General features: G+C 63.0%; 17 protein-coding genes. 1 reads left to right on the top strand and 16 read right to left on the bottom strand.

Annotated elements, in window-relative coordinates:
- Positions 1–7 precede the first annotated feature (7 nt).
- The 16 genes from tilS to glgB form a co-directional block, all read right to left on the bottom strand.
- The gene (tilS, locus tag VJX68_RS16940; RefSeq protein ID WP_324096929.1) at positions 8–1,405 is read right to left on the bottom strand and encodes a tRNA lysidine(34) synthetase TilS; all 1,398 of its coding nucleotides are present in this window, start codon (positions 1,403–1,405) and stop codon (positions 8–10) included.
- 193 nt (positions 1,406–1,598) lie between these two features.
- On the bottom strand, positions 1,599–1,889 hold the full coding sequence (locus VJX68_RS16935) for a chaperone modulator CbpM (protein ID WP_324096896.1): 291 nt from the start codon (positions 1,887–1,889) through the stop codon (positions 1,599–1,601).
- Positions 1,890–1,905: 16 nt separating this feature from the next.
- Positions 1,906–3,027 (bottom strand): J domain-containing protein, encoded by a 1,122-nt coding sequence (locus VJX68_RS16930; protein WP_324096895.1) that lies wholly within the window; start codon positions 3,025–3,027, stop codon positions 1,906–1,908.
- Positions 3,028–3,087: 60 nt separating this feature from the next.
- Positions 3,088–3,273, bottom strand: coding sequence for a CcmD family protein (locus tag VJX68_RS16925; RefSeq protein WP_324096894.1), 186 nt, complete (start codon positions 3,271–3,273; stop codon positions 3,088–3,090).
- The gene (ccsA, locus tag VJX68_RS16920) at positions 3,273–4,001 is read right to left on the bottom strand and encodes a cytochrome c biogenesis protein CcsA (protein WP_324096893.1); all 729 of its coding nucleotides are present in this window, start codon (positions 3,999–4,001) and stop codon (positions 3,273–3,275) included. Before ccsA ends, VJX68_RS16925 begins: the two co-directional genes overlap by 1 nt.
- 7 nt (positions 4,002–4,008) lie before the next feature.
- Complete coding sequence (locus tag VJX68_RS16915) at positions 4,009–4,680, bottom strand: heme exporter protein CcmB (protein ID WP_324096892.1); 672 nt, start codon at positions 4,678–4,680, stop codon at positions 4,009–4,011.
- Between the two features lie 3 nt (positions 4,681–4,683).
- Positions 4,684–5,436: a heme ABC exporter ATP-binding protein CcmA gene (gene ccmA, locus VJX68_RS16910; protein ID WP_324096891.1), complete on the bottom strand. Its 753-nt coding sequence runs from the start codon at positions 5,434–5,436 to the stop codon at positions 4,684–4,686.
- Entirely contained in the window at positions 5,385–5,951 is a 567-nt protein-coding gene (ccmI, locus tag VJX68_RS16905) for a c-type cytochrome biogenesis protein CcmI (protein ID WP_324096890.1), read from the bottom strand. Before ccmI ends, ccmA begins: the two co-directional genes overlap by 52 nt.
- 3 nt (positions 5,952–5,954) lie before the next feature.
- Positions 5,955–6,428 carry a cytochrome c-type biogenesis protein gene (locus tag VJX68_RS16900; protein WP_324096928.1) on the bottom strand — a complete coding sequence of 158 codons (474 nt, stop codon included), beginning with the start codon at positions 6,426–6,428 and terminating at the stop codon, positions 5,955–5,957.
- 49 nt (positions 6,429–6,477) lie between these two features.
- Entirely contained in the window at positions 6,478–8,502 is a 2,025-nt protein-coding gene (locus VJX68_RS16895) for a heme lyase CcmF/NrfE family subunit (RefSeq protein ID WP_324096889.1), read from the bottom strand.
- Positions 8,503–8,517: 15 nt separating this feature from the next.
- Positions 8,518–8,967 carry a cytochrome c maturation protein CcmE gene (locus VJX68_RS16890; protein ID WP_324096887.1) on the bottom strand — a complete coding sequence of 150 codons (450 nt, stop codon included), beginning with the start codon at positions 8,965–8,967 and terminating at the stop codon, positions 8,518–8,520.
- A 671-nt stretch (positions 8,968–9,638) separates the two neighbouring features.
- Positions 9,639–10,469: an acyl-ACP--UDP-N-acetylglucosamine O-acyltransferase gene (gene lpxA / locus VJX68_RS16885; RefSeq protein ID WP_324096886.1), complete on the bottom strand. Its 831-nt coding sequence runs from the start codon at positions 10,467–10,469 to the stop codon at positions 9,639–9,641.
- Positions 10,466–10,624, bottom strand: a complete 159-nt coding sequence (gene yacG, locus VJX68_RS16880; RefSeq protein WP_414643497.1) for a DNA gyrase inhibitor YacG — start codon at positions 10,622–10,624, stop codon at positions 10,466–10,468. The genes lpxA and yacG overlap by 4 nt, the downstream gene beginning before the upstream one ends.
- A gap of 258 nt (positions 10,625–10,882) precedes the next feature.
- A complete protein-coding gene (locus VJX68_RS16875; protein ID WP_324096884.1) occupies positions 10,883–11,200 on the bottom strand; it encodes a hypothetical protein in 318 nt (105 codons plus the stop codon).
- A 222-nt stretch (positions 11,201–11,422) separates the two neighbouring features.
- The gene (locus VJX68_RS16870) at positions 11,423–12,058 is read right to left on the bottom strand and encodes a hypothetical protein (RefSeq protein WP_324096883.1); all 636 of its coding nucleotides are present in this window, start codon (positions 12,056–12,058) and stop codon (positions 11,423–11,425) included.
- 19 nt (positions 12,059–12,077) lie between these two features.
- Positions 12,078–14,279 carry a 1,4-alpha-glucan branching protein GlgB gene (glgB, locus tag VJX68_RS16865; RefSeq protein ID WP_324096882.1) on the bottom strand — a complete coding sequence of 734 codons (2,202 nt, stop codon included), beginning with the start codon at positions 14,277–14,279 and terminating at the stop codon, positions 12,078–12,080.
- A gap of 64 nt (positions 14,280–14,343) precedes the next feature.
- On the opposite strand from glgB, the gene VJX68_RS16860 reads away from it, so the two are divergent.
- On the top strand, positions 14,344–14,937 hold the full coding sequence (locus tag VJX68_RS16860) for an MBL fold metallo-hydrolase (protein WP_324096881.1): 594 nt from the start codon (positions 14,344–14,346) through the stop codon (positions 14,935–14,937).
- Positions 14,938–15,081 lie beyond the last annotated feature (144 nt).

Raw genomic sequence — 15,081 nt, 5'->3', positions numbered from 1 at the left:
GTAGGCGCTAAGCCGCGATTTCAGACGCCTCAACGCGCAGTACGGTTTCGGTGGCCTTGGTCACGAGCGCGCAGTCCCCGCGCGCAAGCCCGGGGATCCACGCGATCGCGCCGCCAATCGTCACGACCGGAAAGCGCTCGCGCCGAACGCGCGGAAGCTTGCAATCGACAAACACGTCGTGGACTTTGCGCGCGCCCCGCATCCCCATCGGATGAATCCGGTCGCCCTTCACAAAACTGCGCGCGACCAGCTGTCCGTCCGCGATTTTTGCGGCATCGAACATCGCAACCACCAAACTGTCGGGCATCGATGTATCGACAGCCGCAATCGTCGAAGCCTCGAATTTGAAACCCGCCGCCTCGACGACTGTGATCCCGTCCGCCGCAATCGCAACCGAAAATGCGATGCCCTCGGCTTTGCGCTTTCGCGAATTCACCAACCGAAATAAATTGTACTCGCGCTCGGCGCGCCACTCGCCCGGAAGATCAATCGAGTCGCTCGGCCCGCCTTCGAGTATAAGATGAAGCGCATCTTCGACATGCGCGCGCGAGATTCCGCGCAACGATCCCATCCGTTCGGCGAGATACAGCCGAATCGCAACCGCCTGCACCGCGCGATTCACCGCGCCAAATCCCGACACGTCGAGCGCGCCGCCGCTGACACGCATAGCGTCCAGCTCGCGCGCCGCAATTTCGGAGACCAGCTCGTCGAGCGATCGCGTCTCGCTCGCCAGTTCCACCAGCCGCCCGCTAATTCCGGGCGCATATTCGCGCTCGATCATCGGCATCAGTTCAGCGCGAATCCGGTTGCGCAAAATATCGCGCGAGGAATTCGACGTGTCCTCAACGAACGCAATCCCGCGCGCATCAAGGTACTCACGAATCTCAGCGCGAGAAATCGAGAGCATCGGCCGAATGAGTTTGCCCGGCCCGCGCTCAGCCATAGCCGCCATTCCGGCCGCCCCCGCCCCGCGCATCAACCGCATCAAGACAGTCTCAGCCTGGTCATCCCTATGATGTCCCAGCGCCACAAACTCCGCTCCGATTCGATCCGCAACACGCAGAAGGAACTCCCGCCGAACCTCCCGCGCCCGCTCCTCAAGATTTGCACCGGCACCAAGCCCAGGAGCCCGTTCAACGAAGAGTTCGACATCGAGCCGCGCACAGAGCTCCCGCACAAACTCCTCATCGCGGTCCGACTCGGCGCCGCGAATCCGATGGTTCAAATGCGCCGCCGCAATTTTGAGCCCCAACCGCGCACGCAACTCGAGCAGCGCAGAGATGAGCGCGACAGAATCCGCGCCACCAGAAAGTCCAACGAGTAAGGATGAGCCCGAACGAACCCCGGCCCGCGCCAGTGCGCGCTCGATCGCGCCAACGACTTTATTTTCAGCCTCGCGAGCCATCATCGATGAGATTATTCCGCCAGGAGATCGGCATCAACGCGCCCAGATCCTAATCTCTTGTCCGAGGAGAGGTTAGGATAGGGGCCGCGCCGCTCTTTTTTTCACTGGGTGCAGGGGTCACCCCTGCCGAAGGAAGTGTAAAACCCAGCGGCGGGTTTCACATTCAGTAATATGATTTGCCCTTCCCCCAAAATCAGCGACCCATTCGATCCAGCAGATGCAGTATCACCCCGATCCCCGGGATATTAACTTCGAGCTCCTCGCCGAGCGTGCGAATCACGCGGACGCGCCGCAATGCGTCGCGATCGTACAGCGCCTCGATTCGTCCGCGCACGCGCTCGACTCGCGCCGGGGCGATTAGATCCTCGCGCTCCCATGAAGCCAACTCGCGTTCGCTGATTCCGCCGACTACGCACAACACGCTCCTGCTCATCAACACGGCTTTGCCGCGAGTCGAGCTCTTGCTTGAAGTCCGCCGCGCCATCGCATTCAACTCCCGATCACTTCGATGCCATCAGTTCGGCCCGCGGATCGGCAACTCCGCGATCCTTCAGGCTATCGGCCAACTGCTGCATCAGCGTGCGCTCCTTAGCCGTCAAGTCCGTCGGCGCGAGGACTTTCAGCTCGTAGAGCAGGTCGCCGGCCGGCTCCCTGCCGCGCGCCGGCAGTCCGCGCCCGCGCAATCGCATCACGCGTCCCGTCTGGCTGCCGGGCGGAATCTTGAGCGACACGCGTCCGTCAACGGTGGGCGCGGTGATTTCGGCGCCGAGCGCCGCTTCGTAGTCCCACACCGGCAGACTCACCCGCAGATCACGGCCCGCAATCGCGAACACGGGGTTAAGTTCGATTCTAATCGTGAGAAACAGATCGCCATTCTGATCGGGACGCGGCGCGCGCCCGCCCTGCCCCTTCAAGCGCAACTGCGATCCATCGGCGACTCCCGCGGGGATTGTGACTTCGAGCGTGCGCCGCGCCGGCACCACACCGTTGCCGCCGCAGGTCGGACATGCCTCGGCGGAGCGAATCACGCGCGCCTTGCCCTGCTTTTCTTCGCGCGCAATCATCCCGCTGCCGCCGCAGGTCGCGCATTCGTCCTCGGCGACGAGATCGAGCCGCCGCTTCGCGCCCTTGACCGCATCGACGAGCGATATTTCGACCTCGGCGCGAAGGTCTGGCGCGCCCGCGGGTTCGGTATCGAACTCGAAGCCGGAAAACCCGCGCGGCGCGCCGCCGCGGCTGCGTCCGCCACCGCGTCTCGCGCCCCCGCCGCCGCCGAAAAATTGCGAGAAGAAATCGCTGAAGTCGCCGCCGCCGAAGTCCGCGCCCCCGCCGCCTCGCGCGCCGGCCGCGGATTGTTGCCGAGCGTAGCGGCGCATCATCTCTTCCTGCGACACGCCATGCTCCCAGTCGGCGCCAAGCTCGTCGTACTTCTTGCGCTTGTCGGGGTCACTGATGACCTGGTAGGCCTCATTCAGTTCCTTGAATTTAGCCTCGGCTTCCTTGTTGTTGGGATTGACGTCGGGATGGAACTTGCGGGCGAGCTTGCGATAGGCGCTCTTGATCTCCGCGTCGCTCGCCTTGCGATCAACTCCGAGAACTTTGTAGTAGTCGCGAAAGTCCATCAGGGATACTCAGTTCAGGATCTTCCAGTACTCAGTTGCTATAGTCAGTCAATTAGCCAATCAGATATCGGACCGCTCCTGAGGTACAGTCTCTGACGACGCCTGCGTCAGCGACGCCATTCGCGCTTCGAGCGAGCGAAGCTCGGCGTCAAGCGCCGCCTGGCGGCGCCAGATGAACACGACATACAGGAAAATCACCGCAAAGATGATGCTGTAAGCCGCGACCAGGTATTCCAGATGTTCCATCAACCCAATTCCATCACTTGCTTATCGGACGCGGCCGCCGTCGCGAACGCTATCCTGACCGCCAGCGCGCTCATCCGGCTGCGGGTCCGCAGCTGCGTGAATCTTAGCATCAGCAGCCACGCCCACAACGCCGTGAATGCCGCCAGGCATACCAGCAGCGTCGCGACCATACGAGGGTCCTCCAGTCCATGACCGCCCTGCTTCGTCACCAGCACCGCGGGATGAATCGTGCGCCAAAGCCGCACGGACGCAATGACTATTGGCACGTCGAGCACCGCGACGATTCCGAGCACCGCCGCGAAGCGCGCCACCTGCGGCGTGTCATCGGCGCTCGCACGCAGCATCAGGTAGCCGCCGTACATCAGCCAAAGGATAAAGGTGGTCGTCAGCCGCGAGTCCCACGTCCACCACGTACCCCAAATCGGCTTGGCCCAGATCGAACCCGCGACAATCATCAGTGTGCAGAAGACCATCCCGGTTTCGGCGGCGGCGTAGCCAAGGTCATCCCACAGCTGATCGCCAAGCCACAGGTAAAATATTCCCGCGATCGCGACCAGCCCGAACGACGCGAACGCGACCCACGCCAGCGGCACATGAAAATAAAATATCAACTGCGCGATGCCCTGCTCGGCTTCCGGCGGTACATAGTCGAATACCATGAACAGTGCCGCGAGCATGAGAGCAAGCGTCGAGTACCCGAGCCAGTTGCGAATCGCGGAGCTGTTCATTGAATAGCTAGTCCTCACCTACCACATGCTCGAACAGCAGGTAACCGGCGGTGACGAATAGCACGTCGAACGCGATCATGATCTTCAGCCAGTCGCCCATCGAGGCAAGCTGCGCGCCCGCAAGCGCGGCCGCGCTCGCCTTGACGCCCGCAATCAGCGCGGGCACGAAAATCGGCACGGCGAGAATCGGCAATAGCATATCGCCGCCGCGCGTGCGTCCCGTGATTGCGGAGAGCAACGTCGCCAGCGCGGAAAAGCCCAGCGCGCCAAGCGCCAGGATCGGCGCGAGGCGCGCGATCGACGCGTCGAACTCAAGGTTGAAGAACAACACCATCAGGATGACCGCGCCTACTTCCGCAACTGCCATGAAGATCAACGCGACGGCGAACTTGGCGGCGTAGAGTGTGGCTGGATCGAGCGGGCTCAGCAGCAGGCCGCGCATCGCGCCGTTGTCGCGCTCGGCGAGCAGCGCTCGATTCGCGCCGAGCATCCCTGCGAACACCATCGCGACCCACAGCGCGCCGGCCGCGGCGTCCACGCTGCGCACGCGCGCCGCGTCGAGCGCGAACACCAGCACCACCAGCACCAGCATCGACAGCGCGAGCAGCGCGAGCGTGCTCTCGCCGCTGCGGAGCTCGAGGCGCAGGTCCTTGCGGAGTACGGCGGCAAAACCGGACACGGTTTATCTGCCGAGCAGCGAGCGGATTCGCCCGCCGCGCCGGACCTCCTCCTTATACGCACGCTGCGTCAGCAGGCCGCGCGAGATCTCGAACACCGCGAACTCGACGCCGTCGATTTCGGGAACCTCATGCGCGGTCGCCAGCACCGAGGCTCCGCGCTCGACCGCGCCACGAATAAGAGTCGCGACGATTTCCGCGCCGTCATGGTCGAGCGACGCGAACGGCTCGTCGAGCAGCAGCAGCGCCGGATCTGCAAGCATCGCGCGCGCCGCGGACAGCCGCTGCTCCATCCCGCGCGAGAATGTACGCACGCGGGCGTCGGCAACCTCGGCCAACCCAACGCGCCCGAGCCATTGATCGGCGGACGCCTGCGGGTCGGCGAGCGAATACAGTTCGCCGAAGAATTCCAGATTCTCGCGCGCGGTCAGATTCGGATAGAGGAAGCTCTGATGCGCCATCATACCGATTCGGCGCCGGTAGCGCGCCGCGAGCTTGCGCGTGTCCTGCCCGAAGACGAGTGCATGGCCGCCGCTCGGCGCTTCGAGTCCGGCGAGAATTCGCAGCAGCGTGGATTTCCCGGCACCGTTGCCGCCGACGATGAATGCGCCCGCACCCGGCAGCAGCCGCAAATCCACGTCGCGGAGCACGGGCGCGAGACCGTAAGTCTTGGCCAGGCTGTGAGTCTCGACGACCGGCGCCGACATCATTCGGTCCGGGCGGCCGCGCCGCCGAGCGGCCTGATCGCGATGCCGCATTGCGCGCAGAACTTCGAATCGATCGCGGCGCGCATTCCGCATTGGGGACAGAAGCGAATCTTGCCCGACGCCGACGGCGTCGGCTGCTGCTGCGGCGAGGGTTGTACCGGGCGCGGGTGTTCGGTGCGCAGGACGAGGGTCGGTATCGGGTCGATGCGGCGGGGCGCCGCGGGTCGGCGCAGCGCATCCGTCAGCGGCGTAACGCTCGGCTTCTTCGCGTTTGCGGCCTTTTCGCTCTGCATCCGGATATTCTCGACGGCGGCCATCGCGGTCAGCGCTCGATCCTCGAGCGTTTTGTGCATCGACTCATAGTCCGCGTCGGACAGCTTGCCCATCTCGCGATCGAACTCAAGTTCGCGGAGGCCCTGTACCGCGAGCGCGCATTCATGCTCGTGGCGCTCGACTTGAAGCTCACCGGCAGACTTGGCGCGCGCTCCGACCAGCCCGATTCCGAGCGGAGCGGCGACGAACAGCGCGACTCCGGCGACAATCAGCGCGGCGGCAAGAATGAACATCGGCTACCTGCGCTCCTCGAGCTCTTTTTCGAGTCTGCGCCTGAGTTCGGGATCGAATGGCATCTCCTGCGCGCCACGCGTTGAGTCCGGCGGCGCGGATGGCTGATGAGAGCGCCAGCGCCCGACGGCGAATACCATCAGGCCGCCGCCGAGTGCGAGTGCGATGAACGGCATTGTCCACGCGAGGATGTTGAAGCCCTCGGTGGTCGGCGCGGAGAGAACTTTCTCGCCGTACTCGCGGCGATAGAAGGCGATTATCTGCGCGCGGGTCATGCCCTTGCCTATCATGCGGTCGATTTCCGCGCGCATCGGCACGGAGAAGCCGCAGGTCGGCATGTTGCAGTTGGCGACCGTCAAACCGCAGCCGCATTGGCAGGTCAGACCCTCGGAAACCTGCGAATTCGTTGGGTTTTCCGCTGCGAATGTTTCACGTGAAACGTATTTTAGTTCAGGAGAAAGAAAAACGAAAAGCGCCACGATGAGGAATACAAGCGATGATGCGAGCGTCACTCTAGCGCGCACGGATTCAGTCGCCTCCGGGCGCGCCGAGGTCGCCGAGTTCGCGCGCGCCGGCCGATGAGCGGCTCAGCGCGGTTGCGATTGCGGCTCGCTCGCGGACGTTCGGCCACATTACAATCACGGTGCCGAGCACCATCATAAGGCCGCCAGCCCATAGCCAGAAGACGAGCGGCGTCAGGAACACTTCGAAGGTCGCGGTCTGGCCGCTGTCGTCGATTCCGGCAAGCACAACGTAGAGGTCGCTGGCGGGCGTCGAGCGGATTGCGACCTTGGTCGCGGGCTGCTGCGGGCGTTTGTAGAAGAGTTTGGCCGGCGACATCACGGTGATCTCGCGGCCGTCGGCGTTCAGCACCTGGACGCGGGCGGTCGCGCTCTCGAGATGAGGCGTGTCGGTTTCATCCAAACCCTGGAAGCGCAGAGTGTATGAACCGATCATGAAGCTCTCGCCCACGTGCACGCTCTTCTTTACCTCGGTGCGAAAGAATGACGAGCCGACGATTCCGACAAAGGCGACGATCGTGCCGATGTGGATGATGTAGCCGCCGTAGCGGCGGTTGTTCTTGGCGACGAGATTGACGAGCGCCTTTGCGCGCGGCTCTGAGACCATGTGGCGACGCGCGTTCATCCCGCGGCGAAACTCGACGAGCACGGTGCCGAGCACGAACGCGGCCAGCGAGAAGGCGGTCAGCACGTACCATTGGCGCAGCCCGGCGGCAGCGGCGACGATTCCGGTCGCGACGCCGATCACAACGGGCGCAGCGAAACTGCGCACAAGATTGCTGGTCGTCGTGCGCCGCCATGCGATCAGCGGGCCTATCCCCATCAGGAACACGAGGCCGAGCGCGAGCGGGCCGTTGACGCGATTGAAGAACGGAGGTCCGACGGTGATCTTCACGCCGCGCACCGCCTCCGACAGCACCGGAAAGATCGTGCCCCAGAAAACCGCGAACGCGATGCCGACCAGCATCAGGTTGTTGAACAGGAACGCGGCCTCGCGTGAGAGGTACGACTCGAATTCGGCGGGACTGCGCAAATCCTTCGAGCGGAAGATCAGAAGCGCGGTGTAGGCGAGCGTCACGGTTATCAGGAAGCTCAGGAAGTATGGGCCGAGGCCAGACTGCGTGAACGAATGCACCGACGAGATGACGCCGCTGCGCGTGATGAAGGTGCCGAACAGCGTTAGTCCGAAGGCGAGTCCGATCAGCGACAGGTTCCAGACCTTCAGCATGTCCTTGCGTTCCTGGATCATCACCGAATGCAGGTATGCGGTCATCACGAGCCACGGCATGAAGGCGGCGTTCTCTACCGGGTCCCATGCCCAGTAACCGCCCCAGCCGAGCACTTCGTACGCCCATCGCGCGCCGAACATGTTGCCCAGCGTCAGAAAGAACCAGGAGAAGATTGCCCAGCGGCGCGTCGAACGAATCCATCCGTCGTCGAGCTTGCCGGTGATCAGCGCGGCGGCGCCGAAGGCGAACGGCACGGTCGCGCTGACGTAGCCGGTGTAGAGCGACGGCGGATGTATCGCCATCCAATAGTTTTGCAGCAGCGGATTGAGGTCGGAGCCTTCGGCGGGAACTGTCGCCAGCAGATCGAATGGACGCGTGACGAAATTCAGCATCAACAGGAAGAAGATTGCGACGCCGGCCAGCACGGCGAGCGCATACGGGGCGATGTCGGGATTGCGGCGGCGATTCTGAAAGGCGGCGATCGACGTGAAGATCGACAGCAGCCAGGTCCAGAACAGCAGCGAGCCCTGCTGCCCGCCCCATAGCGAGGTGATTTTGTAAACGGTCGGGAGCGTGGTGCTGGAGTATGCGGCGACGTACTCGAGCGAGAAGTCGCTGCGCAGGAGCGCGGTCCACAACACGACGACCGCGATCGTGACCATCGCGCACATCGCCCAGATTGCGTGGCGGGCACTGACGACGAAGTCGGGCGCACCCCGGCGCGCGCCGTAGATATTCGCGACGATGGAATAGACGGCGAGAATCAGCGCGATCGCGAGCGCAAGGTTGCCAAGTTGCGGCATCAAAAAAACCCGCTGCTATTGTGCTTGCTTAGGCTTGTACTTGGAAGGGCAACTGGTCATCACCTGCGTCGCGGCGATGGCGCCGTCGGGGCTGAGCTTGCCCTCGACGATAACGTCGCGGCCGGGCGCAAACATGTCGGGCTTCGGCTCGCCGGCGGCGACGACGCGGAACGAAACGGGATCGGTCGCCGCGACGGGCTTGACGGGCGCACCGGCATCGTCGACGTCGGGAATCGGCACGATTTCAAATTTGAGGGTGAGGGAGTTCGGGTCCCAGGCGATGTTGCCGGGCTTGACGCGACCGGCGACGCGGATCGCCTGTCCGCCCAGCACGCTCTGGCGCGCGGCCACTTCGGGAACGGTGAGGTAGTACTCGGAGGTGGTGCGAATCGAACTGAATATAAGGTAGCCGATCGCGAGGACGATCAGGCCGCCGCCGATGAAGAATCGTGGACGTATTCGCATTGCTTAGTGATTGTTTCAGGGGTTGGGCGTGCGAGCAAACGGTGTAGAGCTTGATTGTATGTGAAACCCGCGGTGGGTTTCACGCTTCCTTCGGCAAGGGTGACCCCTGCACCCAATGATAGGAAAGATGCGGGACTTCGTCCCTGTTAGGAGTTATTTTGGGGCGGAGGGGTTCGACTCTTACCTCGCCCGTTATTTTCGCGGGAGAGGCAGCCGAACCGCATCGCGGCCGGCAGGTGAGGGTTCCGCGATCGCAGCGCAAAAGCGCGCCTGCTCACTTTTTTGTGTTCCCTTATTTTTTGTGTCATCCCGAGCGTAGCCGAGGGACACCCCAATCTTTTTTAAAGCCAAGGCCTTCGACCCCCTCTCTCAGGTCTTGCCGAGGCGAGGCGCCCTCTACTGCAGGATTTGCTTGCGCGCATTGGACGCCCGTCGTGTTCGCTCCGCGGTTGGGGTGCGTCGGCATGCCTCGAAGAAGATCCGGTATCCCTCGGCTACGCTCGGGATGACACAAAGAAGGGAGGTGACGACACAAACGAGAGTACACCAGACGAAGCGCGGAAAGGTTGCTGTCCCATCTCGCCTTTTGCTCGCGCCGCAGAACCTCACCTGCCGACCGCGACGCGGTTCGGCTGCCTCTCCCGTGAAAATAACGGGCGAGGTATTTCGGATTAGGAATCGGACTCGGCGTCGTTGGACGAGTGGGGGTCTTGGGGGCCGAAGGCTACGCCGCGTTTTGAGGATTTGATGAAATTCAGCAGCTCGGTTACTTCCACTGTTAGATTGCCGGATTTTTCTAACCGCTCGATTGCCAGTTTTAGGTTTTGACGGGTACCGAACAGAGTTGTGAAGGCGTGGCGCAGGGCGTGAATCGATTTTAACGGGATACCTGCGCGTTTGAGGCCTACTACGTTGATGCCGCGGAGCGTGTGAGTGTCATCCATTATGCAGAATGGAGGGACGTCGCGGCTGGTGCGGGAGAGACCGCGCATCATCGCGAGGCGGCCGATGCGCGTGTATTGATGCACTACGCAGTTGCCGGAGACCAAAGCGCGGTCACCCAGCTCGACCCATCCGGCGAGTAGAGCGCCGCCGGCAATGATGGTGGAGTTGCCGATGCGGCAATCGTGCGCGACGTGCGCATTCTGCATCATGAAGTTGTCGTTCCCCATGATGGTGACATCGCCATGCTCGCATCCGCGATGCACGGTGGTGTATTCGCGAAAGATGTTGCGATCGCCGATTTTCACCGAGCGGGCGACGCCGGTGTAAGTGAGATCCTGCGGCTCGTCGCCGATTACCGCGCCGGGATGCAGCACGTTGTCGGCGCCGAGCTCGGTAATGCCGAGAATCGTGACGTGACCGATCAGGCGGGTGCGCGCGCCGATGCGGATTTTTCCGTCGAGCAGGCAGAGAGGGCCGATCTCGACGCCGGCGGCCAATTCGACGTTGGGACCGACCACCGACGTCGGATGAATCCGCGGCGGCGCATCACGCGTCAATTGAGGAGCCTGCGTTTTTTCAGATCGTCGTGATGCTCGTTGTCGGCGGGCGTCGTCGAGCCTTCGACCTTGTAGTCGCCGGAGGCCCAGGTGCCGAGATCGATCATCTGGCATCGCTCGGAGCAGAAGGGGCGGAAGCGATTTCGCGGCGACAAGTCAGCGGGCCTTTTGCAGATGGGACAGTTCATCCTGTCTAAGAAAATTGTCAGATGAGCGCGCGACGCGCAACGTTGAGGCGCGAGAAGCTCTTAAGGAGATTGGTGCGGATGTCAGCTCACCTAACCCCTAACCCCTTCCCCTGGGGGAAGGGGAACCGCAGCTGAGTGGATGCGGGTCGATTCGGAAGGTAGAGCGCTCGCCTGAGTGTGACTGCTCAGGCGGGCGCCCCAGCCGCAGGCCAAGACTCCACTACGCTAGGGAGTTGCCCCCTGGCGCTGGATGAAGACACTGCCCTTGGGGCCGATGTGCACGCAATTGATATCGGTGCGAGTGAACTCCGGAGTGCACAGCGGCTGATCGACGGCCGGACATTTGTAAAGGTTCGGGCCCAGCACTTGGCACTTGTCGAGCGCGAAATTTGCATTCATCGGCGGTGCGGTCGGCTGGTCAGCGCTCTGCGACGAGCATCCGCCGAGCGCGAGCATCCCAATCGACGCGGCGATGGCCGCTGCGGGAATGAATCGCAGCCCGCGTTGGCGAATATTCGAGCTGATAACTTTTCGAGTGCGCATCGTGTTCTCCTCTCAACCGGGTTGAGGCGGTCGTCCGCCTGTTACGAGATCCAAGCGAGCCGCGCGGTAGGCGATCACGCGCTAGAGAATTCTAATACACGATGGGCGGGCTGCCTAAAAGAGGGGGGCGTGACGCACTTTTGCTCGATGCCGCAGAACCCTCACCTAGCGGCCGCGCTGCGGCCAGCCACCTCTCCCGTAAAGTAACGGGCGAGGTAAAAATCAGAAGACGTCGGTGCCGCATTTGTCGCTGCCGCCCGAGGCCAGAAAAACGTTGACGCGGAGATCGTACGCAAAGCGCTCGAAGTAGCAGAGCTGCATTTCATGGGCAGGGCCCTTGTACTGAACGCTGACGTGAACTTGCAGGTTGGATTTGCCCGCAGTGACCGCCTGGTATTGGTCCGGCGGTAGGAAGACGAAAAAATCGTGCGGCACGTTTGGCGACACAATTCCCGCGTCCATCTCCGACATCGTGCTCGAGGGCGGCCTGACGACCTTGCCATCGACGACGGCATGAACGGCGACGATCGTATCGAGGGCGGGGATGCTTCCGAAATTTCTGAAGTTGACCGAAATCATAGGATGTTGCGTGTCAGTTCCCGCGAAGGCGACCTGCTGGACGCCGATGAACGGGCGATCCGCGACGGCGAAGATCGTGCTGGTGACCATCGCGGTGCGCCAGGTCGCGTAGGCACTGAAGAAGGTGGCGAGCACCATCAGGAGCGCCATGAAGTCGGCGAGCTTGACTGCCTGCCCAAGCCTGACGAGCAGCGAGCGCTCGGTGCTAACTATCTCGCGATTGCGCCGCTCGGTGGACGATTCGGCATACGAGTGCTGGTGAGAGTCGGGTTCGTCCATTGCGGACTGTATAACCCGACTACGGGACGGAGAACCAGATCACGGCGAGCGGCGGCATCTCGATCGCGATCGAATGCGGGAATCCATGCCACGGAATCGCGGCAGCCTCGACGCCGCCCATGTTGCCCGCGTTGGAGCCACCGTATGCGGCCGAGTCGGTGTTGAGAATCTCGCGATAGAATCCGGGGCCGGGGACGCCGACGCGAAAACGCTTGCGCAGCACCGGCGAGAAATTGCACATACAGACGATGCGGCGGCCGGTACTTGGCGCGGTACGCATGAACGCAATCATGTTGCTGTCGGCGTCGTCGGCGTCGAGCCATCGAAAGCCCGCCGGGTCGGTATCGGCCTCCCACAGCGCGGGCTCGTCGCGGTAGATGTGGTTGAGATCGCGCACGAGGACCTGCAGTTCGCGATGGTCGGAGTACTCGAGCAGGTTCCAATCGAGGCTCGAGTCGTGATCCCACTCGCGCCACTGGCCGATTTCCTCGCCCATGAAAATCAGCTTCTTGCCCGAGCGCGCCCACATGTAGGCGAAGAGCGCGCGCTGATTGGCGAACTGGCGCCAGCGGTCGCCAGGCATCTTCGCGAGCATCGCGCGCTTGCCGTGGACGACCTCGTCATGCGAGAGCGGCAGCACGAAATTTTCGCTCCATGCGTAGAGCAGTCCGAAGGTGAGATCGCGATGGTGGTAACGGCGGTAGATGGGATCGAGCGTGAAGTACTCGAGCGTGTCATGCATCCAGCCCATGTCCCACTTGAAGCCGAAGCCGAGTCCGCCCAGAAAGACCGGGCGACTGACTCCGGTCCACGCGGTGGATTCTTCCGCGATCATCATGACGCCGGGGTTGAGGCGGTACACGTCCTGGTTGAGCTTCTTGATGAATGAGATGGCGTCGAGGTTCTCACGCCCGCCGAAAGCGTTGGGAATCCACTCGCCTTCGCTGCGCGCGTAGTCGAGGTAGATCATCGACGCGACCGCGTCGACGCGCAGGCCGTCGGCGTGGAACTCGCCGAGCCAGTAGAGCGCGCTGGCAGTCAGGAAGTTGCGCACTTCGGCGCGGCCGTAGTTGAAGATATAGGTGCCCCATTCGGGATGGTCGCCCTGGCGTGGATCGGCGTGCTCGAACAGTGCGGTGCCGTCGAAGCGGCCGAGGCTGAATTCGTCCTTGGGGAAATGTGCGGGCACCCAGTCGAGGATCACGCCGATGCCGCGGCGATGGAGCTCGTCGATGAGGTAGCGCAAGTCGTCGGGGCTGCCGTAGCGCGAGGTCGGCGCGAAGTAGCCGCTGACCTGGTAGCCCCACGAGCCGGTGAACGGATGCTCCATCACGGGCAGCAATTCGACGTGGGTAAAGCCCATGCGCGTGACGTAGTCGCCAAGCATCGGCGCCATCTCGCGATACGTCAGCGGGCGATTGCCGTCCTCAGGCACGCGCCGCCATGAGCCGAGATGGACTTCGTAGATCGATATGGGGCATTTGATCCATTCGCGGCGCGCCCGCTCTGCAAGCCACTCCGCGTCGTGGAACTCGTAGCTCGATTGGTAAACGACGGAGGCCGTCGCGGGCGGCGCTTCCATCTGCTGCGCGAACGGATCGCTCTTCAGCAGCAAGCCGCCGTCGCGCGTGCGGATTTCGTATTTGTAATTCGCGCCGGCGCCGACGCCGGGAAGGAACAGCTCCCACACGCCCGAGCTGCCGAGCGTGCGCATCATGTGGACGCGGCCGTCCCATCGATTGAAGTCGCCGACCACGCTGACGCCGCGCGCGTTGGGCGCCCACACCGCGAACGACACGCCGCGGATTCCCGACATCTCGCGCACGTGGGCGCCGAGCTTGTCGTAGGCGCGGTCGTCCCGCTGCTCGCCCCACAAGTGAAGGTCGAGGTCGCCGAGCGTCGGCATGAACGAGTACGGATCGTGAATCGTGACTGATTCGCCGTCGGGATAGTGAATCTCGAGCTGATAGGGAAAAATCGAGACGCGACCCTCGACCATAGCCTCGAACAATCCCGCCGGATCGCGCAGGCGCATCGGACGCGGCGCGTCTCCCGGCACGAGCAGCTCGATGTGCGACGCGTCGGGGCGAAACGCACGCACCACGAGATACTTGCCGTCGAGATGCGCGCCGAGGATCGAATGGGGATCGTGATGCTCGAATGCCAGCAGGCGTTCCAGCTCGTTATCCGGCGCGCTCGACGCGATGACTTCAGCCTTCATTCCAAGTGCAAAGTCTAAACGATAGATTCGTCGTAAGCGACCCGCGTCCGGATGGAGACAGACCATGAGTTCCACGCCCAACCCGAACCGATCGAACAACCTGCCCGGCTTCGACCCGCAGATGGGACAGCTCGAGGTGCTCGAGCCGGGCATCGCGATGTTCCACGGCTTCGCCAACGTCGCGTTCGCATACGGGCGCGGCGAGATGATCGTCGTCGATACCAGCTCGCGGTTGATGGGCGCGATGGCGGCGCGCGCGATTCGCGAGGTCAGCGACGAGCCGTTCGCGTTTCTCATCTATACGCACGGTCACGGCGACCACGCGTTCGGCACCGAGGCGTTCATCACCGACGCTCTCACGCGCGGGCATGCGCGGCCGAAAATCTGGCGCACGAGGACGTCGCCGGCCGCTTCAAGCGCTATGCGCTCACTCGCGGATGGCAGTCGCATATCAATCGGCTCCAGTTCGGGGGCGCGTTCGCGACCGACGGCCTGTTCGAGCCCAAGTCGTTCAGCTACCCCGACCTGGTTTATCGCGATCAACAATTTCTCGAATTGGTGGGAGAGCCGGTCGAGCTGCATCACGCGATGGGCGAGACGGACGACGCGACGTGGGTCTGGATGCCGACGCGGCGGCTCGCGATGGTCGGCGATCTGATCGTCTCGTCGATGCCGAACACGGGCAATCCCAACAAGGTGCAGCGTTACACGCTCGAATGGGCGGAGACGCTCGAGGCGATCGCGAAGTGCGGACCGCGATACGTTCTGCCGGGGCACGGACCCGCGTATCGCGGCGAGCAGC

Source organism: Binatus sp. (SeqCode) (genome assembly GCF_035272065.1).
Classification (GTDB): domain Bacteria; phylum Desulfobacterota; class Binatia; order Binatales; family Binataceae; genus Binatus.
The sequence above is the reverse complement of the archived record's forward strand: the minus strand, read 5'-3'. Positions and strand labels throughout refer to the sequence as shown.

Bases quoted from the DNA above. Each gene is read 5' to 3' on its own strand.
- VJX68_RS16925 (WP_324096894.1), bottom strand. From the start codon at position 3,273: ATGGAACATCTGGAATACCTGGTCGCGGCTTACAGCATCATCTTTGCG.
- glgB (WP_324096882.1), bottom strand. From the start codon at position 14,279: ATGAAGGCTGAAGTCATCGCGTCGAGCGCGCCGGATAACGAGCTGGAA.
- VJX68_RS16895 (WP_324096889.1), bottom strand. From the start codon at position 8,502: ATGCCGCAACTTGGCAACCTTGCGCTCGCGATCGCGCTGATTCTCGCC.
- VJX68_RS16860 (WP_324096881.1), top strand. From the start codon at position 14,344: ATGAGTTCCACGCCCAACCCGAACCGATCGAACAACCTGCCCGGCTTC.
- VJX68_RS16870 (WP_324096883.1), bottom strand. From the start codon at position 12,058: ATGGACGAACCCGACTCTCACCAGCACTCGTATGCCGAATCGTCCACC.
- ccsA (WP_324096893.1), bottom strand. From the start codon at position 4,001: ATGAACAGCTCCGCGATTCGCAACTGGCTCGGGTACTCGACGCTTGCT.
- ccmA (WP_324096891.1), bottom strand. From the start codon at position 5,436: ATGCGGCATCGCGATCAGGCCGCTCGGCGGCGCGGCCGCCCGGACCGA.
- VJX68_RS16930 (WP_324096895.1), bottom strand. From the start codon at position 3,027: ATGGACTTTCGCGACTACTACAAAGTTCTCGGAGTTGATCGCAAGGCG.
- tilS (WP_324096929.1), bottom strand. From the start codon at position 1,405: ATGGCTCGCGAGGCTGAAAATAAAGTCGTTGGCGCGATCGAGCGCGCA.
- VJX68_RS16890 (WP_324096887.1), bottom strand. From the start codon at position 8,967: ATGCGAATACGTCCACGATTCTTCATCGGCGGCGGCCTGATCGTCCTC.
- VJX68_RS16875 (WP_324096884.1), bottom strand. From the start codon at position 11,200: ATGCGCACTCGAAAAGTTATCAGCTCGAATATTCGCCAACGCGGGCTG.
- ccmI (WP_324096890.1), bottom strand. From the start codon at position 5,951: ATGTTCATTCTTGCCGCCGCGCTGATTGTCGCCGGAGTCGCGCTGTTC.
- VJX68_RS16935 (WP_324096896.1), bottom strand. From the start codon at position 1,889: ATGGCGCGGCGGACTTCAAGCAAGAGCTCGACTCGCGGCAAAGCCGTG.